This window comes from Sphingobium psychrophilum, assembly GCF_012927105.1.
Classification (GTDB): Bacteria; Pseudomonadota; Alphaproteobacteria; order Sphingomonadales; family Sphingomonadaceae; genus Sphingobium; species Sphingobium psychrophilum.
The window spans coordinates 31,079-56,444 of sequence record NZ_JABBFV010000003.1; the positions used below are offsets into that span (position 1 = coordinate 31,079).

General features: G+C 65.3%; 21 protein-coding genes and 1 tRNA gene. 11 read left to right on the forward strand and 11 right to left on the reverse strand.

Translation table 11 applies throughout. From position 1 onward, the window contains the following. Positions 1–10 precede the first annotated feature (10 nt). Positions 11–745, forward strand: a complete 735-nt coding sequence (locus HHL08_RS05180; RefSeq protein WP_169571428.1) for a FadR/GntR family transcriptional regulator — start codon at positions 11–13, stop codon at positions 743–745. A gap of 122 nt (positions 746–867) precedes the next feature. Here the strand turns inward: HHL08_RS05180 and HHL08_RS05185 are convergent, their stop codons facing one another. From HHL08_RS05185 to HHL08_RS05200, 4 genes are read right to left on the reverse strand one after another with little or no spacing between them, the layout of a single operon-like run. After that, the gene (locus tag HHL08_RS05185) at positions 868–1,557 is read right to left on the reverse strand and encodes an aspartate/glutamate racemase family protein (protein WP_169571429.1); all 690 of its coding nucleotides are present in this window, start codon (positions 1,555–1,557) and stop codon (positions 868–870) included. 36 nt (positions 1,558–1,593) lie between these two features. Next, on the reverse strand, positions 1,594–2,247 hold the full coding sequence (locus HHL08_RS05190) for an NAD(P)(+) transhydrogenase (Re/Si-specific) subunit beta (RefSeq protein ID WP_169571430.1): 654 nt from the start codon (positions 2,245–2,247) through the stop codon (positions 1,594–1,596). After that, positions 2,244–2,540 carry a hypothetical protein gene (locus HHL08_RS05195; RefSeq protein WP_169571431.1) on the reverse strand — a complete coding sequence of 99 codons (297 nt, stop codon included), beginning with the start codon at positions 2,538–2,540 and terminating at the stop codon, positions 2,244–2,246. The genes HHL08_RS05190 and HHL08_RS05195 overlap by 4 nt, the downstream gene beginning before the upstream one ends. Before the next feature lie 37 nt (positions 2,541–2,577). Next, on the reverse strand, positions 2,578–2,700 hold the full coding sequence (locus tag HHL08_RS05200) for an aa3-type cytochrome c oxidase subunit IV (protein ID WP_169571432.1): 123 nt from the start codon (positions 2,698–2,700) through the stop codon (positions 2,578–2,580). Between the two features lie 153 nt (positions 2,701–2,853). Between HHL08_RS05200 and HHL08_RS05205 the strand changes: the two genes are divergently transcribed. Beyond that, positions 2,854–4,296 carry a sigma-54-dependent transcriptional regulator gene (locus HHL08_RS05205; protein WP_066605617.1) on the forward strand — a complete coding sequence of 481 codons (1,443 nt, stop codon included), beginning with the start codon at positions 2,854–2,856 and terminating at the stop codon, positions 4,294–4,296. Positions 4,297–4,375: 79 nt separating this feature from the next. Then, on the forward strand, positions 4,376–4,999 hold the full coding sequence (locus HHL08_RS05210) for a hypothetical protein (protein WP_169571433.1): 624 nt from the start codon (positions 4,376–4,378) through the stop codon (positions 4,997–4,999). A gap of 67 nt (positions 5,000–5,066) precedes the next feature. On the opposite strand, the gene folP is transcribed toward HHL08_RS05210, so the two are convergent. Further along, complete coding sequence (folP, locus tag HHL08_RS05215) at positions 5,067–6,191, reverse strand: dihydropteroate synthase (RefSeq protein WP_169571434.1); 1,125 nt, start codon at positions 6,189–6,191, stop codon at positions 5,067–5,069. 125 nt (positions 6,192–6,316) lie between these two features. Continuing rightward, complete coding sequence (locus HHL08_RS05220) at positions 6,317–7,459, reverse strand: site-specific DNA-methyltransferase (protein ID WP_169571435.1); 1,143 nt, start codon at positions 7,457–7,459, stop codon at positions 6,317–6,319. 294 nt (positions 7,460–7,753) lie between these two features. Between HHL08_RS05220 and HHL08_RS05225 the strand changes: the two genes are divergently transcribed. Continuing rightward, positions 7,754–8,089 (forward strand): ArsR/SmtB family transcription factor, encoded by a 336-nt coding sequence (locus tag HHL08_RS05225; RefSeq protein WP_408021758.1) that lies wholly within the window; start codon positions 7,754–7,756, stop codon positions 8,087–8,089. A gap of 267 nt (positions 8,090–8,356) precedes the next feature. Here the strand turns inward: HHL08_RS05225 and HHL08_RS05230 are convergent, their stop codons facing one another. Next, entirely contained in the window at positions 8,357–8,812 is a 456-nt protein-coding gene (locus HHL08_RS05230) for a hypothetical protein (protein WP_408021759.1), read from the reverse strand. Positions 8,813–8,961: 149 nt separating this feature from the next. Between HHL08_RS05230 and betI the strand changes: the two genes are divergently transcribed. The 3 genes from betI to ahpF all read left to right on the forward strand — a co-directional run bounded on the left by betI (position 8,962) and on the right by ahpF (position 12,077). After that, entirely contained in the window at positions 8,962–9,579 is a 618-nt protein-coding gene (gene betI, locus HHL08_RS05235; protein ID WP_169571685.1) for a transcriptional regulator BetI, read from the forward strand. A 142-nt stretch (positions 9,580–9,721) separates the two neighbouring features. Next, complete coding sequence (ahpC, locus tag HHL08_RS05240; RefSeq protein WP_169571438.1) at positions 9,722–10,285, forward strand: alkyl hydroperoxide reductase subunit C; 564 nt, start codon at positions 9,722–9,724, stop codon at positions 10,283–10,285. Positions 10,286–10,496: 211 nt separating this feature from the next. Beyond that, complete coding sequence (gene ahpF / locus HHL08_RS05245; protein ID WP_169571439.1) at positions 10,497–12,077, forward strand: alkyl hydroperoxide reductase subunit F; 1,581 nt, start codon at positions 10,497–10,499, stop codon at positions 12,075–12,077. 20 nt (positions 12,078–12,097) lie between these two features. Here ahpF and HHL08_RS05250 read toward each other — a convergent pair whose 3' ends face one another. After that, positions 12,098–13,408 (reverse strand): MFS transporter, encoded by a 1,311-nt coding sequence (locus HHL08_RS05250; protein ID WP_169571440.1) that lies wholly within the window; start codon positions 13,406–13,408, stop codon positions 12,098–12,100. Positions 13,409–13,865: 457 nt separating this feature from the next. Further along, positions 13,866–14,546 carry a L,D-transpeptidase family protein gene (locus HHL08_RS05255; protein ID WP_268932677.1) on the reverse strand — a complete coding sequence of 227 codons (681 nt, stop codon included), beginning with the start codon at positions 14,544–14,546 and terminating at the stop codon, positions 13,866–13,868. Positions 14,547–14,802: 256 nt separating this feature from the next. Here HHL08_RS05255 and ilvD point away from each other — a divergent pair, with 256 nt between their 5' ends. Next, entirely contained in the window at positions 14,803–16,653 is a 1,851-nt protein-coding gene (gene ilvD / locus HHL08_RS05260) for a dihydroxy-acid dehydratase (RefSeq protein WP_169571441.1), read from the forward strand. An 85-nt stretch (positions 16,654–16,738) separates the two neighbouring features. Here the strand turns inward: ilvD and HHL08_RS05265 are convergent. Then, positions 16,739–16,814, reverse strand: a tRNA-Thr gene (locus tag HHL08_RS05265). Positions 16,815–17,005: 191 nt separating this feature from the next. On the opposite strand from HHL08_RS05265, the gene HHL08_RS05270 reads away from it, so the two are divergent. Together HHL08_RS05270 and HHL08_RS05275 are read left to right on the forward strand one after the other, a co-directional pair. Further along, positions 17,006–18,316, forward strand: coding sequence for a PAS domain-containing protein (locus tag HHL08_RS05270; protein ID WP_169571442.1), 1,311 nt, complete (start codon positions 17,006–17,008; stop codon positions 18,314–18,316). A gap of 312 nt (positions 18,317–18,628) precedes the next feature. Further along, positions 18,629–23,293, forward strand: coding sequence for an NAD-glutamate dehydrogenase (locus HHL08_RS05275; protein WP_169571443.1), 4,665 nt, complete (start codon positions 18,629–18,631; stop codon positions 23,291–23,293). Positions 23,294–23,449: 156 nt separating this feature from the next. Here the strand turns inward: HHL08_RS05275 and HHL08_RS05280 are convergent, their stop codons facing one another. Next, on the reverse strand, positions 23,450–24,427 hold the full coding sequence (locus HHL08_RS05280) for an MlaA family lipoprotein (RefSeq protein WP_169571444.1): 978 nt from the start codon (positions 24,425–24,427) through the stop codon (positions 23,450–23,452). A 286-nt stretch (positions 24,428–24,713) separates the two neighbouring features. Here HHL08_RS05280 and HHL08_RS05285 point away from each other — a divergent pair, with 286 nt between their 5' ends. Then, the gene (locus tag HHL08_RS05285) at positions 24,714–25,358 is read left to right on the forward strand and encodes a PepSY-associated TM helix domain-containing protein (protein ID WP_169571445.1); all 645 of its coding nucleotides are present in this window, start codon (positions 24,714–24,716) and stop codon (positions 25,356–25,358) included. Positions 25,359–25,366 lie beyond the last annotated feature (8 nt).

Sequence of the window (25,366 nt, forward strand, 5' to 3'; positions counted from 1 at the left end):
GAGCGGGGATTTGGGTAGCGGGCGCAAGATCGGATCGGAGGAAGGCGTGCTGCGCATCCATCAGACGATCGCCCGCGACCTGGGCACCGCGATCCTGACGGGCAAGCACCGTCCAGGCGAATTGTTCGAAGGCGAGATAGAGGCGTCGGAGCGCCTGGGCGTATCCCGCACCGCCTATCGCGAGGCGGTGCGCATCCTGATCGCCAAGGGGATGCTGGAAAGCCGTCCCAAGGCGGGCACCCGCGTCCTGCCACGCAGCCGCTGGAACGTGCTGGACCCCGAAATGCTGGCGTGGATGTTCGCAGGCGAACCGGACGCCAGCTTCATCCGCGACCTGTTCGAACTGCGCGGCGTGATCGAACCGGCCGCCGCCGAATTCGCCGCCCGCCGCCGCACCGACGACCAGATCGCGACGATGGAGACGGCGCTGGCGGAAATGGGCCGCTTTGGCCTGTCGACGCCCGACGGCCGCGCCGCGGACCAGCGTTTCCACCACGCCATCCTGGCCGCTACCCATAATGACGCGCTGGAGGCGCTGGCCAGTTCGGTCGGCGCTGCGGTCAGCTGGACCACGACCTTCAAGCATCGCAAGAAGCTGCTTCCCCGCGACCCCCTGCCCGACCATCGCGCCGTATTCCAGGCGATCGCCGCCCGCGACACGGCAGCGGCGCGCACGACCATGGCGGAATTGCTACGCTTGGCGCTGGCCGACATGGATATCGCGCTGGCGGAGCCTGGCGAGTAAGGGGCGCTTCCCTCCGTTCGGGCTGAGCGAAGCCGAAGCCCATCACTGAGCGAAGGCGAAGTGACCTCCCTACGGTCGGTCGACCCCTTCGACTTCGCTCAGGGCGAACGGAGTGTAAGCGCTCACCCCAGAATGAAATCCACCCCCGCCCGCGCATGAATGCTGGTGCAATCATAGATCGGCAGGACATTGGCCTTCACGTCGACGATCAGCTCCAACTCGGTACAGGCCAGCACCACGGCCTGCACATCCTCCTTGGCGATGTCGGTCAGTTCCGACTTCATATAGCGTTCGGATTCCTTGCTGACCTTCCCCACGGTCAACTCGTCATAGACGATCCTGTCGATCCGCTCGGCCAGTTCCATGTCGGCGGGCAACAGCGAAATGCCGTGGCCGACCAAGCGCTGACGATAGAATTTCTCGGTCATGACGTTGCGCGTGCCGATCAGCGCGGCTCGTTCAATGCCGTCCGCCTTCATCGTCTTGCCCACGATGTCGGCGATATGCAGGATGGGAATGCCGACCGCCGCCTGCACCCGATCGTAAACGCGATGCATCGAATTGGCGCAGATCAATAGCGCACCTGCGCCGCCCTGCTCCAGCCGTTGGGCCGCGCCGATCAACTGGGCCGACGCGCAGTCCCAGTCATTTTCCGTGGCGCAACGCGCCACTTCGGCAAAATCCAGGCTCTCGATCAGCAGCGGCGCGCTATGCTGCCCACCCAGCGCGCGGTGGACCGCCTGGTTGATGATCGCATAATAGCGCGCGGTGGAGGTCCAGCTAAGACCGCCGATCAGGCCAAGTTTGTGCATGCAAGTCTCCGCTGCGGGAATGATTTGCCGATAGCGTTAGGGTAAGCCCGCCCCGCTGGGCAAGGCTCTTGATGCGATCCGCCGCGCGCGCCATGCCAGGCGCAGCCCAACGGCGCCCGCCATGCCGCCGCCCATCACCATCGCGCTGTTGCCGATCGCAAAGCCCAGCGCAGCCGCCGCAAAGCCTGCGCCGCTGCCCAGCAAGGCAAGCTCGCCCAGCCTGCGACGGAACGCCAGGGCAAGCGCGCCTGTCAGGGTCGTCGCGCCCAGACCGAACCCGACCGCCAGCAGCGCACCATCATGGGCGGTCAGGCCGAAGGCGCTAGGATTGCGCCACAGGGTCGCGGCCATGGCCATCGCCGCCACGCCCAGCAGGCCGTGGCCCGCGACCATCAACCAGGGCAAGGCCGCTACCGCGCTGCGCCGCGCCAATAGCAGCCCGATGCTGCCGCCAATCACGACCGCGCTGACCATTTCCGGCAGGTTGACGACATCATGGCTGTAGACCGCCGCCGCCGACGCGGTCACGATGCCCGCCATCGCCCAACGGTTGCCATGGCGGCCGGTACGAAACCACAATCCCAGGAACAGCAATAGGCCGGAGAGGAGATAAGCGCCCGCGACCACGGGCGACGGATCGATGCCGTCCAGTTGCGCGCCCAGCCAAGCCGCGCCGACAGGGGGAATCATGCGTCCATCCCGTCATCGCCCTCACCATCCGGCAACACGCGGCGTTCCGGCACGCCCAAAAGCAGGACGCTCGCGACGCTGGCGCATAGCAACGCGATCAGGGCGATGTAGCGCGCCCTCGCGCTGCCCGCTTCGGCCGCGGCGATCAGCGCGCCGACGAGCAGGATGGCGGCCATGCCACCGACGCCCGACTGCCAAGCCGAACGATCGGAGTCAGCCCGCGGCCGAGCAACCACATAGCCGCCCGCACAAGCGGCCAGGAACAGGGGTAGCAACGCCAGCGCGCCCGTCATGCGCGCGCGCCTGTCGCCACGCCCTGCGGCAAGCGGCTCAGGAAATCAGCAGCACCACCAGCGCAGCGACCGCGACGCTGACGATCGTGCCCCATTTGACGAAGCCGACGAAGCTTCCGTAAGTTTCGGTCGCGGCCTTCATATTGCTGTCCGACGCCATATCCTGTCCCCTTGTCCTGACGATGTTGGCCCACCTCTTATCGTCTGGGGGCCGCGCCCTCAACCCGCCGCTTGCAAGAAAATTCGTCGCGGTTAAGCCGCCCTTTACCCCCTGCGCTTACCATCGCCTCCGGGTTGCATATGAGGGGTTTTGATGGCGCGCGATGGCGTACCGATGCTGATGCTGATCGACGACGAACCGGCGCAGCGACGCCTGGTGTCGGCGCTGGGGGCCCGTGCGGGTTGGCGCACCATCTTCGCCGCCGACGGTGAAACCGCCATTGCGACGCTGGGCACGCAGGACGGGATGCAGCTTGATGCCATCATACTCGACCAATGGAGCCCCGATTATGAACCGTCGGGCCTGATCCGGGAGATTCGCAGCCGTCGCCCTGCGCTGCCGATCCTGATCCTGACCGCGCATAATAATGTCGCCATCGCCGTGGAGGCGATGCGCGCGGGCGCTACCGATTATCTGTCCAAGCCGATCGCCCCCGAACGGCTGCTGGCCGCCTTGAACGCGACGCTGGCCGAAGGCGCGGCCGCGGGCGAATTGCGCCCGCTCACCGAAAAGATCACCGCCCCCCTCTCCTTCGAGGATGTGGTCGGCTCCGCCCCGCAATTCCGCGCCGCGCTGGCCATCGCGGCCAAGGCGGCCCGCGCCCGCGTCCCCGTGCTGATCGAGGGCGAAAGCGGCGTCGGCAAGGATGTCATCGCCCGCGCCATCCATGCCGCTTCCCCGCGCCACAAACAGGCGATGGTCACGGTCAATTGCGGTGCCATCCCCGCCAACCTCGTCGAATCCGAGCTGTTCGGCCATGAACGCGGTGCCTTCACCGGCGCGTTCGACCGTCATGTCGGCAAATTCGCCAGCGCCGACATGGGCACGCTCTTTCTGGACGAAGTCAGCGAAATGCCATTGGACGCGCAGGTCAAGCTGCTGCGCGTATTACAGGATGGCGAAGTCCAGCCGATCGGCGCGCGCCGGCCGGTCCATGTCGACGTGCGCGTCATCGCCGCGACCAACAAGCGGCTGATCGAAGAGGTGGAGGCCGGCAATTTCCGCGAGGATCTCTACTACCGCCTCAACGTCGTCCAGCTGACCGTGCCCCCCTTGCGCGAACGCATGGGCGACATCCCCGCGCTGTGCCGCCACCTGCTCGCCCGCATCGCTACCCAGCCGGGGCTGCGCGGCCTGGGCGTGACCGACGATGCGCTGGCGCTGCTGATGCAACATGGCTGGCCGGGCAATGTCCGCCAGCTTCAAAACGCCCTTTTCCGCGCCGCCGTGCTGTGCGAGGGCGACGCCCTGACGCCGCAGGATTTCCCGCAGATCGCCTCCCAAATCCAGGCCGGGGCCAGCATATTGTCGCTGCGCCCGCGCGCCGCCAGCCAGCCGCATCGCGACGGCGCGGGCATCACCCTGTTCGAAGGCGACGGCCATGTGCGGCAACTGGCGGAGATCGAAGCCGACGTCATCCGCCTCGCCATCGGCCATTATCGCGGGCGCATGACGGAAGTCGCCCGGCGGCTGGGCATCGGCCGCTCGACGCTCTACCGCAAGCTGGCCGAACTGGGCATCGACAGCGCGGCCTGAACCGCCACGATAAACGGATGATCGATACGATCGGCCTGCCCCGTTGAATTATTAGCGCGCCTATGCTTTGGATCGTTCCATGAAACATGCTGCGCTCGTTGCTTGCCTTCCCGTCCTCCTGCTCGCCGCCTGCGGCCGGTCCGAACCGGTCGCCGACATGCCGACGCAGGAGGAACTCGCCGCCGCCGCCAACGCCGCGGCGGCCACGGCGCTCGCCAATGCCGCGGCGGAGGACACGGACAGCCGCAATTATGTGAACCAGGCGCGCGGCTTTTCCATCACCTTCCCCGAAGGCTGGACCATCGACAAGGCGGCCAGCACCGCCGACGGCGCGGTCTATCAGGACCCTGGCGCCGGTGCGGACGTGCGCGTTTTCTGGCAGAAGAACGACAATGACCAGACGCTCCAGCAGATCGTGGAATCGGTCAACGACAGCGCCGAAGGCGTGGACGGCGATTTCGTCGGCGAGAATGAATATCGCGGCACCGCCAATGACGGCGAAGGCAATAATGTCGCCATCCGCCTGCTCAAGCAACCCGACGGCGGAACCGTGACCGCCACCTTCGTCTATCCCGAAATGCTGAGCGAACAATATCAGGGCATCGCCGAACAGACGCTGGCCAGCCTGCGCAGCTTCGCGCCCAAGGGCGCGGCGACGCCCGCGCCTGCGGCTGTGCCCGCACCGGCGGCCAACGCCAACTGACAATATGGGTGTGGAATAGCGGCTCGTTCATCCCCTCCCGCCAGCGGGAGGGGATGAACGAGCCGGCCTAAACCGCGCTCAACCCCGCATCCGCCAGCCCGCGCCACAGGTGCAGCGCCTGCACGCTTTCGCGGACATCATGCACCCGCACCATCTGCGCGCCGAGCTGCGCCGCGCGGAAGGCCAGCGCGACCGATCCGCCGAGCCGATCCGCCGCCGGTGCCTCGTTCGATAGCGCGCCGATCAGCCGCTTGCGGCTTCCCGCGAACAGTAGCGGCACGCCCAGCGCCTGGAAGGTCGCCAGGCCGTTCACCAGCGCCAGATTGTCGGCCAGGCTCTTGCCAAAGCCCAGCCCCGGATCGACCATGATGTTCGCGCGCGCGATCCCGGCCGCCTCGCACGCGACGATCCGCGCCTCCAGATGGTCGAACACATCGGCGACCACATCGCCATAGCCTGTAGGATTGTCGTGCGGATCATCCCCGGCCGATGGCGCATGCATCAGGATCACCGGGCATCCCGCGCGCGCCACCACCTCTAGGCTGCGCAGATCATGCGCCAGCGCGCTGACGTCGTTGACGATTCGCGCGCCCGCCGCCAGCGCCGCTTCCATCACCCCCGCCTTGCGCGTGTCGACCGACACCGACACGCCAGCCGCAGCCAGCCGCTCGATCACCGGGGCGATGCGGGCGATTTCGTCGCCTTCCCACACCTTCGCCGCATGCGGCCGGGTCGATTCCCCGCCCACGTCGATCAGCGCCGCGCCCGCCGCCGCCATAGCGAATCCGGCATCAGCCGCCGCCTGCGGATCGCCGACATGCTTGCCGCCGTCGGAGAAACTATCGGGCGTGACGTTCAGGATCGCCATCACCTGCGGCGCGTCGAAGCGGATAGTGCGGTCGCCCAGCGCCAGCGGCGCGCGGATCGCCGAGATACGCGCCGCCAGCCTTTGCGCCCGTTCCGCCAGCGCATCGGGCAGTCCCGCGATCGCAGCATCGAACCCGGCCACCGGCACCACGACCCGCGCGATCCGCCGCGCGCCGTCGAAGGCGCTCAGCTCATAGCCCTGGAACCAAATCAGCCCATTGCCCATCCGCGCCGCCGACCCGTCCGGCAACCCGATCGGCGTCGGCACGAACCAAGTGGGCTTCAGGTAGAGGCGGGCGTGGGGGGGGATGTTGGGCAATGACATATCAACTCCGTTCGCCATGAGCCTGTCGAAGCTTGTCCTGAGCTTCGCCGAAGGGGGCTGTTCTTTCTTGCAGAAAAGAAAAGGGCTTCGATAGGCTCAGCCCAAACGGAATTGGGTGGTGGGTTTCAAGGCTCATTGGCCAGCAAATAGGTCTGCCGCAGCGTGTCGATCGGTTGGAGCTTGCCCTCCACCTCGACATGCCAGAAGGTCCAGCCGTTGCAGCTCGGCGCATTTTGCAGCGTCGCGCCCATCTTGTGGATCGACCCCGTGTCGGTCCCGACAAGCAGCGATCCGTCCGCGCGCACCTCCGCCTGCCAGCGGCGCTTGGCATCGCGCAATAGCACGCCGGGCGTCAGATAACCCGTCTCGACCAAGGTGCCGAACGCCACCTTGGGCTGCTGACGCGCGGTCTGCATGATGGTCAGCGCGCTTTCGTCCAGCGGCAGCGCCGCCTCGATCCGCTCCAGCGCGACCTCGATATAATCGTCTTCGCGCTCGATGCCGATCCACTTGCGGCCCAGCCGCTTGGCGACCGCGCCGGTGGTGCCGGTGCCGAAAAAGGGGTCGAGCACGACATCGCCCGGCTTGGTGCAGGCCAGCATCACGCGATAGAGCAGCGCCTCGGGCTTCTGCGTCGGATGCGCCTTCGTGCCGTTGCGCTTCAACCGCTCCTGCCCGCCACAGATCGGCAACACCCAGTCGGAGCGCATCTGCAATTCGTCGTTCAGCGTCTTCATCGCCTTGTAGTTGAACGTATATTTGGCGTCTTCGCCCTGGCTCGCCCAGATCAGCGTCTCATGCGCGTTCGTAAAGCGCGTGCCCTTGAAATTGGGCATGGGGTTGGATTTGCGCCAGATGATGTCGTTGAGAATCCAGAAGCCCTCGTCCTGCAACGCGGTGCCGACGCGGAAGATATTATGATAGCTGCCAATCACCCAGATCGAGCCGTTTGGCTTCAATATGCGGCGCGCTTCGCGCAGCCAGGACTTGGTGAAGCGGTCATAGCTGCCCAGCGTGTCGAACTTGTCCCAATCATTGTCGACCGCATCGACGCGCCCGCCTTCGGGCCGGAACAGGTCGCCGCCCAATTGCAGGTTGTAGGGCGGATCGGCGAAAATCATGTCGATGCAATTGTCGGGCAGCTTGGCCATTTCCGAAATGCAGTCGCCCCGCAACAGGGTGTCGGTGGCGATGTGGGCCGCCTCGACCACGATCGGCCGTGCCGCTTTCTTCCGCCGCGGCGCCGCGACGCGCTCCATCACACCCATATGCCAATGCCCCCGAATTCGTTCTGAGGCCCAGCGATGAGTCCTCGGGAGTCCGCCGTCAAGATCAGCAGCTTATCTCAGGGCCTTCAGGAAATGGTTAACGCGACCGAGAACGAAGCGTGACCCACAAGATATAGAGTCATGCGACTCGTGCCAGACTCCATATCGGGCGGTGTGACTCAAAAGACTCTATCCCCCACCCCGCCGAACTTTTTTTGGTTAACGCCGGTTCAGGGTGGATTCGCGGGCAGAAACTTGACCAATACATAACCCTATGATTATGGGTTAACCATGATGACTGATTCACGAAGCGCAGAGCGCGACGACGCGACCGATGCCTTGTTCAAGGCGCTGTCCGACGGCACCCGCCGCGCCCTGCTGGAAGCGCTGGTGCGCGATGGCGAACAGAATGTGCAGGCGCTGACCCAGCAATCGGGCGTATCGCAACCGATGGTGTCGCGCCATATGGCCAAGCTCAAACGTGCCGGCCTCGTGACCGCCCGCCGGACGGGGCGCGAAACCTGGTATGCCGCGCGCGTGAAGGGGCTGGCCCCAGTGATCGGATGGATGGCCGTCCACGGCGCGCTCTGGTCGCAGCGCTTTTCGGCGCTGGAGGGGTTGGGTGAGTGATGGCGGGGATGGTGACTAACGGACAGTGCGGACGCTCAGAAGATGGTTTGCATAATCGGCAAGCTGATGCCCACTAGCGTCACCCCAGCGAAAGGCCGGGGTCTCAGGCAACGATGCGATGCGGCTTGGTTAGTGCCAAGCCTAACCGCCGCGTGTTCCCGCACAAGACCCCAGCCTACGCTGGGGTGACGGATTTTTTGGGCCGCGCCGCCCTTCAAGTCAGAGGGATGACGAGCACAAGAATTGATAGATGTGCCGTATCCCTCACTATCGGCAATACCCCTCCTGCCCCGCGATCACGATCAGGCAGTCCTGCTTGCCCGCCAGATATTTGAACCCCGTCTCATCGCCACTGCCCGGCCGGATCGCCAGATCCTTGCCGTCGCGCACGAAGCGGATCGTCGTGCCTTCGGCGATGCCGCTATAATCGCCCTGCCGGTCGAGATTATCCTTGTTGGTCAGCGCATAATGGCCGGGCTTCCCGTCGGGCGAGGGCTGGATGTCGAGGAACAGCCCCTCTGGCCCCGTCCAGCGTCCGACCCAATCATCGGTCGGCAGGCGCGCATCGGCCGCCTGGGCATTGGCCGGCACCGTGTCCATATCCTCGATCGTCTCGACCGCAGCGACATTGGCGCCATTATTTGCGACCGCGACATTGTCGTCGCTTTTGGCGCAGCCGGCCAGCAGCAGGGGCAGTAGCAGCAGGGGGGAAAGGGCGCGCATCATCCGTCAGTCTCCTTCATGTCCCAGGAAGAACCAACCGGGCCGCCGGTTCGATCCCTCTCCCAAGACGCCATCTTGCCAGCCGCACCGTCAGCGCGCAAAGGATGGGGCGGGGGGGAATAGACGTGAACGACAAGAGGGACAATGGGATGGGCAAGGCGCGACCCAGGGCGCGATTTGTTCGGGAAACGGCGGATGTGCGGCGCCAGGCGCTGATCGAGGCGACGGCCCGCTGCCTCGCCGAAAAGGGCGTGGGCGGCACATCGGTCCGCGCGATCTGCGCCCATGCCGGCGTATCGTCCGGCCTGCTCACCCATTATTTCGACGGCGTCGATGCGCTGGTTCTGGCCACCTATGCCGAAGTCGGCGCGAAAGTCTCCGCCGCGCTCGACGCCGCGATGGAGGCTGCAGGGGATGATCCGCGCGACCGGCTGCGCGCCTGCCTCCAGGCCAATTTCCTCTCGCCCGTGCTCGATCCCGATCTGCTCGCCACCTGGATCGCCTTTTGGAGCCTGGTCAAGTCCGACCCGAAGATCGCGACGGTCCATGCGGAGGTCTATGGCGGCGCACGCGCGCAGCTTGAAACGCTGCTGCGCGCCGCCGCCCCGGCGATGAGCGACGCGCGGATACGGGTCGCCGCGATCAGCCTGACCGCGCTGGTCGATGGCCTCTGGCTCGAACTCTGCCTCGACCGATCGACCTTCTCGCCCGAAGAGGCGCAGGCCATGGTCGAGGAAGCAATGCGGCAGGTGCTGGCAGGTAGCTGAGGGCGAAGCGATCGATCAGTCCGACGGGCTGTGATCGTTTTTCTCACTTAGGCCATCTCAGAAAACCAATTTCCCCCGAATCGACCGCGTCCCTACATGGGTGTTCGCAACTGCAACATCATATTGAGGATTTGGACAGCCTATGGCTCTCATCAACACCACCATCAAGCCGTTCTCCGCGACCGCCTACAAGCAGGGCAAGTTCGTCGATGTGACCGACGCTGACGTGACGGGTAAGTGGGCGGTCTTCTTCTTCTACCCGGCCGACTTCACCTTCGTCTGCCCGACCGAACTGGAAGATCTGGCAGACATCTATCCGACCCTGCAGAAGATGGGCGTGGAAGTCTATTCGGTGTCCACCGACACCCATTTCAGCCACAAGGCCTGGCACGACACGTCGCCGGCGATCGGCAAGATCAACTATTACATGCTGGGCGACCAGTCGGGCCAGATCACCAATAATTTCGACGTGATGCGTCCGGGCGTCGGCCTGGCCGACCGCGCGACCTTCCTGGTCGATCCCGAAGGCGTGATCCAGTTCATGGAAATCACCTCGGAAGGCGTCGGCCGCAACGCGACCGAACTGCTGCGCAAGGTCAAGGCCGCGCAATATGTCGCCGCCAACCCCGGTGAAGTCTGCCCCGCCAAGTGGGAAGAAGGCGAAGCTACCCTGGCACCGTCGCTCGACCTGGTCGGCAAGATCTAACCATACGCCTGGCCGCGTACAGGCCCGCCGGGTTCCGCCAAAAGGCGCGCAACCCGGCGGGTCAGGCCACCCCTATACAGACAAACCCTATGTCATCCGGGGCCATTGGGTCGCACCATCCCCGGCGGCGGGCCGTCTTGCGCCTTTCTTTTCCTCTCCCCTTGGACAGGGCAAGGCGGTCCCCCTCTCTTCACGCAACGGAGCCAGAACGATGTTGGACGCAAATCTCAAAGGACAGCTCAAGGGCTATCTGGCGAACATCACCCAGCCGATCGAGTTGGTGGCGTCGCTGGATGATGGCGCAAAGTCGCGCGAACTGGGCGAACTGTTAAATGACATTGCAGCCCTGTCGGACAAGGTGACGGTTGTCGCCGGCGTAGATCAGCGCACCCCCAGCTTCATGATCCGCCGCGTGGGCACCGACATCGGGGTGCGCTTCGCAGGCCTGCCGATGGGCCATGAATTTACCTCGCTGGTGCTTGCCCTGCTTCAGGTCGGCGGTCATCCGTCGAAGGCAGCGCAGGACCTGATCCAGCAGATCAAGGATATCGACGGCGATTTCGCGTTCGAAACCTATTTCTCGCTCTCGTGCCAGAACTGTCCCGACGTGGTGCAGGCGCTGAACCTGATGAGCGTCCTCAATCCCCGGATCAGCCATGTCGCCATCGACGGCGCGCTGTTCAAGGACGAGGTGGACAGCCGCAAGGTGATGGCCGTCCCCACCATCTTCCTGAACGGCGAACCCTTCGCCAGCGGCCGCATGGAACTGGAACAGATCGTCGCGAAGATCGACAGCGGCGCGGCCATCCGCGCGGCCGAGAAGATAAAGGCGCAGGCACCGTTCGAAGTGCTGATCGTCGGCGGTGGCCCAGCGGGCGCTGCGGCCGCCATCTATGCGGCGCGCAAGGGCATTCGCACCGGCGTCGCGGCCGAACGCTTTGGCGGTCAGGTGCTCGACACCATGGATATCGAGAATTTCATCTCGGTGTCGCGCACCGAGGGGCCGAAGCTCGCCTCTGCGCTGGAGGCGCACGTCAAGGATTATGACGTTGAGATCATGAACCTGCAAAAGGCGGCGAAGCTGATCCCCAGCAAACAAGAGGGCGGCTATCATGAAGTCGTGCTGGAAAATGGCGCATCGCTCAAGGGCCGCACCGTCATCCTCTCCACCGGCGCCCGCTGGCGGCAGATGGGCGTCCCCGGTGAGGACGAGTATCGCAACAAGGGCGTCGCCTATTGCCCGCATTGCGACGGTCCGCTCTACAAGGGCAAGCGCGTCGCGGTGATCGGCGGCGGCAATAGCGGCGTCGAAGCGGCCATCGACCTGGCCGGCATCGTCGCCCATGTGACGCTGATCGAATATGACAGCCAGTTGCGCGCAGACGCGGTGTTGCAGCGCAAACTCGCCAGCCTGCCCAACGTCAAGATCATCACCTCGGCGCTTACGACCAAGGTGGACGGCAATGGCGAACGGGTGACGGGCCTGAGCTACAAGGACCGCAACAGCGGCATCGAGCATGATGTCGAACTGGAGGGTATTTTCGTCCAGATCGGCCTGGTGCCCAACACCGAATGGCTTAAGGACGCGATCGCCCTCTCGCCCCGTGGCGAGATCGAGATCGACGCGCGCGGCGAAACCAGCCAGCCGGGCATCTTCGCGGCCGGCGATTGCACCACGGTTCCGTACAAGCAGATCGTGATCGCGATGGGCGCGGGATCGACGGCGGGCTTGTCCGCCTTCGATTACCTCATCCGCCTGCCCGCCAGCGAAGAGGCGGCGCAAGCCGCATAAGCATAACCCTGAGCGGGGTTTTACGCGAAAGGCCGATCCGGCAACGGGTCGGCCTTTTTGCGCATCAGCGGCGCAGTTTCGGGCAGCGTCACCAACACCGGCAGCACGCACATGGCCACCAGCGCAATCATCGCCCCTGGCGCAGGCGCCCAGCCGCTGCGTTCGATCAGCCAGTGCGCCAGCCACGGCGTCAACCCGCCGAACAGGGCCGTCGCGCTGGTCGCGCCGAAGGCCAGGCCGCTTAGCCGCCCCTCGCCCGGAAACTGCTCGGCCGTGGCGACAGCGCCGACCGCACTCACCGCCCCGCCCAGGCACGCCAGCACCACCGCGCCGGCCAGCGCCACGCCGAACCCGCCCTGCATCAGCAGGAACATCGCCATCGGCAACACCATTCCCGCCAGCGCCAGCGCCACCAGCACCGGCCGCCGCCCGACCCGGTCGGTCAGCACGCCGATCAGCGGCGTGACCAAAATCACCGCCAGCGCGGCGAGCGTGGACAGCCATAGCGCATCCGCCTCCCCCGTCGTCCCCATCGCCGCCAGGAAACTCGGCACATAGGTAATGCCGACATAATAGGTGATCGATCCCAGCGCCGAAATCGCAAAGCCCCGGCCGATCGCCGCTTTGTGGTGGCGCAGGCTGTGGGCAAGCGGATGGGTCGGCGTGGTCGCCTGCGCCTGTTGCCGCAGGAAATCGGGCGATTCCTCCATCGTGGACCGCGCCAGCAGGATCACGCCCGCCAGTGCCGCCCCGACCAGAAAGGGTATGCGCCAACCCCAGTCGGTCAGGCTCTGCGCATCCAGCGAAGCGACCGTGATCGCCGACACCCCCGCCGCCAGCAGCGCGCCGACCTCGCTCGCCGCCGACGCCAGCGACGTCACGAACCCGCGCCGCTCGGCCCGCGCACCCTCCAGCAAATAGGCGACCACGCCGGTATATTCCCCGCCGACAGAGAAGGCCATGACACAGCGCAAACCGATCATCAGCCACCCCGCCAACGGCCCCACCTGCGCATGGGTCGGCAGCATCGCGGTAGCCAGCATCGCGGCCGTCATCATCCCCATCGACAGCAGCATCGTCACCCGCCGCCCATAGCGATCGCCAATATGCCCAAACACGATCGCGCCCACCGGCCGCATCAGATAGGCCAGCGCAAAGCCCGCCAGCGCATCCCCCAACCCCACCGCTCCCCCACCGAAAAAGGTCCGCGACAACACCGTGGCAAAATAGAGATAGAGGGTGAAATCATACCATTCGACGATGGTGGACAGCGCCGCGACGACCAGCGATCGGTTGGGCAGCGGCCGTGCGGGCAAACGATCAACCTCCATCTGCGCGCCTTCCTTGCTGCCGAACGATCATAACTGCGCCCATCTTTCCCGCATGGGAAGAGGCACGCGGGCACCCCCATCATGGAACCACAACGCGCAGCCCGACATCCGTCCCTGTGGCGAGAACTGCGATGGCCGGGATGGGTGGGAAGTGGTCATTCCGCTTCGCGAGAGACTTCACGCGAAAGGCGCCGTAAAAATCCCGTCGCCCCAGCGAAGGCTGGGGTCTCAGGCGACGATGCAATGCGGTTGAGTAAGTGCCCAGCCCGAACCGCCGCGCGCCTCCGCACAAGACCCCAGCCTTCGCTGGGGTGACGGTAATGGGGCATCAGCTTGCCGTTTATGCAACCCGTCTGCTGAACGCCCCCTTCTGGTCGTTCCAAGATATTCCGCCGATCCACACCAAGCTAAAAGCCGGCACCCCGTTCGTCAGATAATCGGTGAGGAATAGCGCGTGCTACCGACGATCCCAACCCCCGAAAATCGCAGGGTCGATTTCCAGCCTCGGCACCCCATCCCCGCCTTCACGCGGCGCAGGCAACGCCATCCGCTCGCTCCGCCCCTCCCCGAACGTCACGACCTTGCTCCCCGGATCACCCAGCACCAGCGCGTCATATTGCAGCGCCGCGGTCAGGCGCGCCTGCGTCACCTCCACCAGCGTCCCCATCTTCGTCAGTGCGAACAGGTCGCGCGCAAAGGCGTAGGGCAAGCGGATGCAGCCATGGCTGGCCGGATAGCCCGGATTATGCCCGGCATGGAGCGCGATCCCGTCCCAGGTCAGCCGCTGCATATAGGGCATGGGCGCATTGCTGTAGAGGTTGGAGCGGTGCCATTGCCGCTTCTGGAGGATCGGAAAATCGCCGGTCGGGGTGCGATGCCCCTTCATCCCCGTCGATACGCTGGCCAGCCCGATCAGTTGGTCGCCGCTATAGACATGGATCATCTGCTTTTCGATGCTGATGACCATGTAGATCGGCCCGTCCCATGGCCCCTGCCCCAGCCAGCGATAGCCGCCCGGCGCCAGTTGCTGTACCCCGTTCACGGACTGAGCGGGCGCGGTAGCGGGCATGGCCAGCGCCCATGCGCCAGCCAGGATGAAGGGGCGCAGCATGGACAGGCGTAGGCGGACGGCAGGCATAAGCGTTTCTTAACCATGATCTTCGCCAACGCCAGCCTGCTGTTGCGCGGGCATGCACGGCGATCCCATGATGGGACAGGAACGGCGTCGAAGCATCGCGCTGCCACTCCGGCGCGGCGCTCGCAACAAAATGACCCGACACCCGCACCATGGCACGCCAAAAGCGCGACAAGGGGGCGCAAGAGGAATAATATGTTTCACACCCCCGCCCTCCGCGCTAGAGGGACCGCGACTATCTTCTGAAGGACTTGCGACAATGCCCGCCTACCGCTCCCGCACCACCACCCACGGCCGCAACATGGCGGGCGCGCGCGGCCTTTGGCGCGCGACGGGCATGAAGGACGAGGATTTCGGCAAGCCGATCATCGCCATCGCCAACAGCTTCACCCAGTTCGTGCCGGGCCATGTCCACCTAAAAGACCTCGGCCAACTGGTCGCGCGAGAGATCGAGGCGGCGGGCGGCGTCGCCAAGGAATTTAACACCATAGCGGTGGATGACGGCATCGCCATGGGCCATGGCGGGATGCTCTATTCGCTGCCCAGCCGCGATCTGATCGCCGACAGCGTCGAATATATGGTCAACGCCCATTGCGCTGACGCGATCGTGTGCATCTCCAACTGCGACAAGATCACGCCGGGCATGTTGATGGCCGCCATGCGCCTCAACATCCCCGTCGTCTTCGTGTCGGGCGGGCCGATGGAAGCGGGCAAGGTCGTACTGCGCGGCAAGAAGGTCGCGCTCGACCTGGTCGACGCCATGGTCGTGGCCGCCGACGAAAGCTATACCGACGAGGAAGTGGCGACGATCGAGCGCTCCGCCTGCCCCACCTGCGGCAGTTGTTCAGGTATGTTCACCGCCAATTCGATGAATTGCCTGACCGAAGCGCTGGGCCTGTCGCTGCCGGGTAATGGCTCCACGCTGGCGACCCATGCCGATCGCGAACGGCTGTTCCGTGAAGCGGGCCATGTCATCGTGGATATCACCAAGCGCTATTATGAGCAGGACGACACCAGCGTCCTGCCGCGCAACATCGCCAATTTCGCGGCGTTCGAAAATGCGATGAGCCTGGACATCGCCATGGGCGGTTCGTCCAACACGGTGCTGCACCTGCTCGCCGCCGCCTATGAAGGCGGGATCGACTTCACCATGGCCGACATCGACCGGCTGTCGCGCCGGGTGCCGTGCCTGTGCAAGGTCGCACCCGCCAAGAGCGACGTCCATATGGAGGATGTCCACCGCGCAGGTGGCATCATGGCGATCCTGGGCGAGTTGGAACGCGCAGGCCTGATCGATTCCAGCCTGCCGACCGTCCATGCGCCGACCATGGCCGCCGCGCTCGCGCGCTGGGACATTGGCCGCACCAATAGCGAGGAAGTGCGCAATTTCTATCGCGCAGCCCCCGGTGGCGTCCCTACCCAGACCGCGTTCAGCCAGTCGGAACGCTGGGAAGACCTCGATACCGACCGCGAACATGGCGTCATCCGGTCGGCCGAACATGCCTTTTCCAAGGATGGCGGCCTCGCCGTCCTGTTCGGCAATCTTGCGCCCGAAGGCTGCATCGTGAAGACAGCGGGCGTGGACGAGAGCATCCTGGTCTTCCACGGCACCGCGCGCGTCTATGAAAGCCAGGACGCGGCGGTCGCGGGCATATTGGGCAACGAGGTCAAGGAAAAGGACGTCGTCGTCATCCGCTATGAAGGGCCAAAGGGCGGTCCCGGCATGCAGGAAATGCTTTATCCGACCAGCTATCTGAAGTCGAAGGGACTGGGCAAGGCCTGCGCACTCATCACCGACGGGCGCTTTTCGGGCGGCACGTCGGGTCTGTCGATCGGCCATGTCTCGCCCGAAGCGGCCGAAGGCGGCCTGATCGCCCTCGTCCAGACCGGCGATCCGATCGTCATCGACATTCCCGCCCGCGTCATCAAGGTCGACCTGGACGACGCCCTGCTGGCCGAACGCCGCGCGGAAATGGAAGCGATGGGCGCGAAGGCGTGGAAGCCCTTCGGCCGCAAGCGCGAAGTGTCGCCTGCCCTGCGCGCCTATGCCGCGATGACCACCAACGCCGCCAAGGGTGCGGTGCGCGACGTCAGCCAGATCGAACGCTGATCCAAGTCGCCCGGTCCGTCGCTGCCCACAGGCATGACGGACCGAACCGTCATAAGCCGTTAAACGTGGCAAATATGAAGGAAAATGGTGCCGCTTACAGGACTCGAACCTGTGACCCCCGCATTACGAATGCGATGCTCTACCAACTGAGCTAAAGCGGCGTCCGGGCGGGCAGATAACAGCGGACGGGGCGAAGGACAAGCGGACATTTCCCGCCCCTGCCCCTTTTTTCGGGCCACGCCGCTTCCGCCTCCTCCCGCCCGATCACTACCGGCCTGTTTACAGGAAATTTACCATCCCATGCCACTGTCGAGTCTCGGAATAGTATTTTGACCTGAGGTAGGACGATCGGATGGACACTCTGCGGGGGCATGATGCCGCCAATGACGAGGACGATTTCGACTATGCCGGCGATGCGCTGATCGAAACGCCGCCTGCCGTCATTTCCGACGAGCGGCGCATGCAGGTGCGCGCCTATAATTATTGGGCGTCGCTGCTGGGCGATCGCGTCCTGCCCTCGATCGAGGATCTCAACCCCGACCAACTGGAGGATTTCGGCCCGCATGCGGTGCTGCTCGACTTTAGCGTCGGCATGGATAATCCCGCCATCGTCTATCTCGGCACCGCCCTGCGCGCGGAATGTGAGATCGAGGGGACCATCGACTATATCGATGACGTCCCCGCCCGCTCGCTGCTGTCCCGCCTGACGGACCATTATCTTCAGATCATCGCCAATGCCGCACCGATCGGCTTCGAAGCCGAATTCGTCAACCAGCGCGGCGCGGAGATCATGTATCGCGGCATATTGATGCCCTTCTCCTCCGATGACGAGACGATCGACTTCGTGTTCGGCGTCATCAACTGGAAGGAACTGGCCAGCCGCAGCCTGTCCGATGCGCTGGAACTGGAAGTCGACGAGGCGATGCGCAGCGTGCCCACCACACGCGACGCCGCGCCGATCTGGGCCGACGGCCCGGCCGCCGATCAGCAGAGCAACAGCCTGGCGTTCGAGATCGAAGAGGACGAGGACGACACGCTCGACCTGGCCGGGATGGAATGTCCGACGCAGGACGCCCCGCTCGCCGACTGGCTGGCGCTCGCCCGTGACGGTGCCGCGCGCGTGCGCATTAGCGAAGCGCGCAGCCACGCCGCCCTCTATCGCGCCGTCAGCCTGTCCTACGACTTTGCGCAAGTAGCCCAGATCCGTCCCGACGACTATGCCGAACTGCTGCACGATTATGGCATCAAGGCGCAGGCGCGCAGCCCCATGACCGCGGTCATCAAGCTGGTTTTTGGCGCCACTTACGACAAGACCCGCATCACCGAATATGCCACCGCGCTGGAACATGCGCTGGCCGCCCGGCTCAGCGTCGGATCGCTCGCCGCCTATCTGTCCGCCTATGCCGGCGGGTTGAAGGCGCTGGTAAGGGACGAACGCGCGCTGCGCCGGTCGGAAAAGCCGGCCAAGCCCGATCGTCGCCAGGTCGCGCGTGATGCGGTCAAGGCCGCCGTCGCGCTCGATCCGGTCGCGGTCGCCACTGATGCGGACGGCCTGGCCGTAGTCATCGCCCGGCGCGAAGCCGACGGCACGCTGGCGATCGTCGCTGCGCTGCCGGGGGATAGCGACCTTAACCAGCGGGTGATCAGCGCCGCCGCGCGTTGACACGGCATCTCCCGCCGCGCCGCCTCCAGCATCCATGGGAAAATGCTGAAAATCGCGCCGCATCGACGCTCGACATACGGTGCAGGCTGGTCGATAGTCGCCTCCGATGACAGGCCCCGCGCCCTCCGCGCGGGCCGTGATGCGTTTCGTCATTTAATTTCAAGAATCAGAAATTTTATTTCCCCCAAGGGTTGAGCCGACTCCCGGCCGGGGGCATATAGGCGCTCCTAAAGCCGAGGAGTCGCATGGCGGCGATCCAGCACCTCCTCCGTTAAGATCGAAGCGGTTAGAACCGCGTTGAGAGGTGAGCGAATGACGGCGCTGGCGGAAGCGAAGAACAAGGACGTTGACAACGGCATCCGTGAGGCACTCGAAGGTGCCCTCAGCCGGGGTGCCCTGCCGGGCGAAAGCGAGGGATTTGACGCGGCCGCACTGGCCGCCGCCGCCGCTTTCCTGGCGCGCACCGCCAATGGCCGCAAGGCGGGCCAGGCCGCGATCGTGGTCGAAACGCTGGGCGAAGGCGCCAATGGCCGTTTCATGCGCCTGGCCATCGTCAATGACGACATGCCGTTCCTGGTCGATTCCATCGCCAATGCGCTGGCGGCCGCCGACATCACCATCCACCGCCTGTTCCATCCCGTTCTGTCGGTGACGCGCGACGGGGACGGTGCGCTGTCCGCCATATTGGATGACGACACGCCCGGCGCGCGGCGCGAATCCATGATCTATGTCGAAACCGACCGTGCCGACGCAAAGGCGCGTCGCGCACTCGAAAAGGCGTTGCAGGAGACGCTGGCGGACGTCCGCGCCGCCGTGATGGACTGGCCCAAGATGCAGGCGGCGATGGCCGCCGATGCGGATGCCGTGCCGGACGAGGAAGGCGCGGCGCTGCTGCGCTGGTTCCTGGCCCGACATTTCACCCAGACCGGCCATGAGATGCTGCATCGCGACGGCAGCAGCAGCACGCCGCTCGGCATCTGCACCCGGCATGACAGGCCGCTGATCGCGCCTGCCTCGCTGGAGGCCGCCTTCACCTGGTTCGAGGAAGGCAAGCGCACCCCGCTCATCATCAAGTCCAGCCGCATTTCGCGTGTGCATCGCCTGGTGCTGCTGGATCTGGTCATCATTCCGGTTCGGGAGGGCAAGGAGGTCAAGGCGCTGTCGATCCATGCCGGCATGTGGACCAGCACGGGCCTGTCGGCGACCCCGGACAAGGTGCCGCTGCTCCGCTCGGCGCTCTCGACCCTCATGGACAAATTCGGCTTCGATCCGCTCGGCCATGCGGGCAAGACGCTGGCCCATGCGCTGACCGCCCTGCCGCACGACATCACCATTGGCTTCGACCGCGAAACGCTGGAGCGGCTGGCGCTGACCTTCATGTCGCTGACCGACCGGCCCCGGCCAAAGCTGGCGCTGGCCACCAGCGCGCTCGCCCGCCATCTCTACGCCTTCGTCTGGCTACCGCGCGACGAATTGTCGACCGCCCGCCGCGTGGCGGTGCAGGACATGCTGGCGCAGGCGGCGAACGGCCCGGTGCTCAGCTGGTCGATCGCGCTGGAAGAAGGCGGCCTGGCGCTGCTGCGCATCACGCTCGACCTGCGCGAGGGCGGCGTAGTGCCCGATGACGCCGCGCTCGACCGACAACTCAAGCAGATGGTGCGCGGCTGGGTGCCTGCCGTCGAGGAAGCGCTGGCCGAAACCGAGGAGGGCGGCCGCGCCGCCGCGCTGGCGCAGCGTTTCGCCCCCGGCTTCCCGCTCGCCTATCGCAACGGCGCGGGGCCTGAAGAAGCCGCCATCGACATCCGCCTGCTCCACGGCCTGTCGGGCGACGGCGACAAATCGATCCGCATCTACCGCAACGCCGAAGACAGCAGCGAACGCTTGCGGCTCAAACTCTATAGCAGCCATACCGTCGCCCTGTCCGAAGTGGTGCCGGTGTTCGAGAATTTCGGTTTCCGCGTGATCGAGGAAATGACCACCGCCATCGATGGCGGCGCGCTCGGCCATGTTCAGCGCTTCGTGCTGGAACTGCCCGCCGGCGGCGATGCGCAGCCTGTCATCGCCCGCGCCGACGTCGTGACCGAAGCGATCGCCCAAGTGCTCGAAGGACGCGCCGAAAACGACCGGTTCAACGAACTGATCGTCACCGCCAGCCTGTCGCCGCGCTCGGTCGTGCTGTTCCGCGCGCTCTACCGCTATCTGCGCCAGACCGGCGTCGCCTACGGCATGGCGACCTTCGCCGAAACGCTGCGCAAGGCGCAGGGCGTCGCCGCCAACCTCATCATCCTGTTCGAAGCGCTGCACGATCCGGCGGCACGGGATGGCGCGGACGACCGCATCGCCCAGGCCCAGGCGGAAATCGAAGCGGGCCTGGAGCAGGTCACCGCAATCGATGAGGACCGCGTGCTGCGCCTGCTGCGCGCCGTCATCACCGCCACCCTACGCACCAATTTCTATGCCCCAGCGGCGCAGGAAGCTTTGGCGTTCAAGCTCGACAGCGTGGCGGTGCCCGGCCTGCCCGCACCGCTTCCTTGGCGCGAAATCTGGGTCTATTCCCCCCGCGTGGAGGGCATCCATCTGCGCGCCGGTCCGGTGGCGCGCGGCGGCCTGCGCTGGTCCGACCGGCGCGACGATTTCCGCACCGAAGTCCTGGGCCTGATGAAGGCGCAGCGGGTCAAGAACGCCGTGATCGTGCCGACCGGCGCGAAGGGCGGCTTCTATCCCAAGCAATTGCCCAGTCCCCAGGTCGATCGCGACGCCTGGCTGGCGGAAGGCACCGAAAGCTATCGCATCTTCATCCGGTCTTTGCTGTCGATCACGGACAATATCGTCAAGAACAAGGTGAAGCACCCGGCGCAGGTCGTCATTCATGACGGCGACGATCCCTATTTCGTCGTCGCCGCCGACAAAGGCACGGCCACCTTCAGTGACATTGCCAACGCGATCGCGCTAGAGCGCGACTTCTGGCTGGGCGACGCCTTCGCCAGCGGCGGCTCCAACGGTTACGACCATAAGGCGATGGGCATCACCGCCAAGGGTGCCTGGATTTCGGTCCAGCGCCACTTCGCCGAAATGGGCGTCGATGTGCAGAGCGAGCCGGTCAGTGTCGTGGGTTGCGGCGACATGTCGGGCGATGTGTTCGGCAACGGCATGTTGCTGAGCAAGGCGATCAAGCTGGTCGCCGCCTTCGACCATCGCCACATCTTCTTCGACCCCACGCCCGATCCGGCGAAAAGCTGGGAAGAGCGTAACCGCATGTTCGCCCTGCCCCGCTCCAGCTGGGACGATTATGACAAGGCACTCATCTCCAAGGGCGGCGGCGTCTTCTCGCGCAGTCTCAAGCGCATAGCGCTGACGCCGGAAATGCAGGCTGTGCTCGACGTCACCGACGCGGAAATGGAACCGGCCGCGCTGATCTCCGCCATATTGAAGGCGCCGGCCGACCTGCTCTGGTTCGGCGGCATCGGCACCTATGTAAAGGCCGCGGCGCAAAGCCATGGCGACGTCGGCGATCCTGCGAACGACCGCCTGCGCGTCAACGCCGAACAGCTACGGGTCAAGGTGGTGGGCGAAGGCGCGAACCTGGGCACCACCCAGGCGGGGCGCATCGCCTTCTCGCTCCATGGCGGGCGGATCAACACCGACTTCATCGACAATAGCGCCGGCGTCGACTGTTCGGACAACGAAGTGAACATCAAGATCGCGCTGAACAAGGAGATGATCGAGGGCCGCCTGCCCTTCGAAAAGCGCAACGCGCTGCTCGAAAGCATGACCGACGCGGTCGGCGACATCGTGCTGGAGGATAACCGCCTCCAGGCGCTCGGCCTCTCCATCGCCGAAGCGGGCGGCGCAGCCGACCTTGCCTCCTATGTCCGCCTGATCGAGACGTTCGAGGAAACCGGCCGGCTCGACCGTCAGGTCGAAGGACTGGCCGCCAACGACCAGTTGCTGCGTCGTGGCCAGGACGGCCAGGGGCTGACCCGCCCCGAACTGGCCGTGCTGCTCTCCACCGCCAAGCTGGCGTTGCAGGACGCGATCGAACATGGCGACCTCGCCAGCGACGATAGCATGACCGGCGAACTGATGGCCGCCTTCCCCGCTGCCATGCAGAAGAAGGAAGCGGACGCCATCGCCGCCCATGCGCTGCGCAAGGAGATCATCGCCACCAAGGTCGCCAACCGCATCGTCAATCGCCTCGGCCTCATCCATCCGTTCGAACTGGCGGAGGAGGAAGGCTGTTCGATGGCCGACCTCGCCAGCGCCTTCCTGATCGCCGAACGGCTCTACGACATCCGCGCGCTCTGGGCGGATATCGATGCGGCGGACATGTCGGAAGGCGCCCGCCTCGCCCTGTTCAGCGACATCGCTGGCGGCATGCGGGCGCAGATCGCCGACATATTGCGCGCCCTGCCCGCCGGGACGCTGCCTAGCGAAGGGCATGATCGGCTGTCCAAGGGCGTCGGCACCCTGGCCGCCCAGGTCGATGACCTGCTGACCAGCGAGGCGCAGCGTCGCACCAACGCCGTCACCGACCGGCTGCTGGGCCTTGGCGCCCCCGAAACGCTGGCACTCCGCACGGCGGGCCTGTTCAAGCTCGACGGCGCGGTCGGCATCGCCGCCCTTGCCGCGCGCATGGGCGTGGAGGAAGTCGCGCTCACCCGCGCCTTCACCCATCTGGGCGAAGCGGTCGGTATCGACTGGGTCCAATCCGCCGCCGCGCGCATGGAGCCGACCGATCCGTGGGAACGGCTGCTCATTTCCGGCGTCGCCCGCGACATGCAGCAGGTAAGGCTCGATTTCCTGGCCCAGGGAAAGGGCAAGGATATCGCCAACCATGTCGAGGACTGGTTGCAGGCCAAGGGTGCCCGTGTCCGCCAGTTCCGCACCCTGGTCCAGCGCGCCAAGGCCGCCGCGACCCCCAATGTCGCAATGCTCGCCGAAATAGCGGGCCAGGCGCGCGGCCTGCTGGGACGGTAAAAAACGGGCGTGTTCCGGCGAAGGCCGGAACCCAGTCCCACCGTCTGATCTGGGCTCCCGCCTGCGTGGGAACACGGCATGCTTCAGCCACCAACAGAAAGGGCGTCATTCTCGCGAAGAGAATGACGCCCTTTCTGTGTCGCACTGACGCAACCTTTATTGCGGCGTATCGCTCGCCGGTTCGGCGGCATCATCGTCCGCATAGGGATCGGGCAACACGACCTTGGGCGCGTCCTTCTTGCCCGGCGTGCGAAGGGCGTCGCCATAGATGGGCACCACCGGCTCAGCCGACACGCGCCCGTGCAGCGCCTCGATCTCCGCCTTGCGCTGCTTCAGGTACAGCGTCTTGTAGACGGTATAGGGGTCGTCCTCGTTGCGGATCGCCGTGATCGTCTCATCGAACGCAGCGCGCTCGCCCAGCTGGTTCAGGATCGTGGCGGGAATGACATAGGCCGGCTTGAAGAACTTGCCCCCCAGGGCGAAGGGCAGGATCATCTTGTCCGCCGTATCGCCGATAATGTCGCGCAACGTCGTCGGCCCGACGACCGGCAGATACATATACGGCCCCGGCCCCACGCCATAGAAGCCCAGCGTATTGGCGACGCCATTGTCGCGATGGGGCAGGTTGAACGGCTTGCGCTTGGCGACGTCGAACAGGCCGACGAAGCCCAGCGTCGAATTGACGCCAAAACGTCCCGCCGTCTCGAACGCCTTGCCCGGCTTGAACTGCAACAGATAGGCCGCCGCCACGATCGGTTCGCCCAGGTTGGAGAAGAAGTTGCGCAACCCCTTGCGCACCGGGCGCGGCAGGCCCTTGTTATAGGCCTTCGCCACCGGCTCCACGACCGCCCTGTCGACCGACTGCACCGCCTCGAAACTCTTGGCGTTCAACTGCTCCAGCGGATCGCCCTTGGGCGCGCCCTTGTCACCGGTCACGACGATGTCCTGCGCCGCGTCGCCCTGCGGCGCGGGCGATGGAGCAGCGGGGGCCTGCGCCGGGGCGGCGGGCGGAACGGACGGCGCGGCATCTTGCACCGCGCCTGCAACCTCCGCGGCCACGGCCAGTTGCGGCGCGGCGGCTTCCGCCTGCGTCCCGATCATCATCATTCCCGCAGCTACGGCCGGCAATAGCATAGTCATGTCCTAGCAGCAGCCACACGCTCTCCCCCGCGCAGCCATCAAAATCCGTGACATACCGGACATGTTAATCCGTGTTACATCAGGCATACAGTGCGGCTAGAGGTGGTGGCCATGGCCGTCAATAGCAAGGGCGTGCGGGTGAGCGGCCGGATGGGGCCACTCATCGCAGCCAATCGGCGGGTCCATACATTTTGATACACTTTCCTGCTGCGACTCGTTTGCAACTGCGAGTCGTTCGCGTTATGCGAGGATCATCATAGCGCAGGACATATCCCACCCCATGCACGGAACCGCTCGCATCCAGCCGACCCGAAAGAAGAGCGCCAAGGCCTTCTGGATGAAGCAGCTCCATACCTGGCATTGGGTGAGTTCGGCTGTCAGCCTGATCGGCCTGCTGCTTTTCGCCTTTACCGGCATCACCCTCAATCACGCCGCCGATGTCGAAGCATCGCCCCAGACCATAGAAAAAAGCGCCACCCTGCCCGCCGCGCTGCTGAAACAGGTCGCGGCCGATGACGCGCCCGACGCGAAGAAGCCCCTGCCAGCGCCCGTCGCGACATGGGTCGAACAATCCGTGGGACAAGCAGGCGCCGGCAATGCCGAATGGTCGGCCGACGAAATCTACCTGGCCCTGCCCCGCCCTGGCGGCGACGGCTGGGTATCGATCGACCGGCATAGCGGCGCCGTCACCAGCGAAAGCACCAGCCGCGGCTGGATCAGCTATCTCAACGATCTGCACAAGGGCCGCAATGCGGGCGGCGTGTGGAAGTGGTTCATCGACATCTTCTCCATCGCCTGCTTCGTCTTCGCGCTGACCGGCCTGGTCCTGCTCCAGCTTCATGCCAAAAAACGGCCCAGCACCTGGCCGCTGGTCGCGATCGGCCTCGCCCTTCCCGCGCTTCTCGCCATCATCTTCATCCACTAAAGGGGACA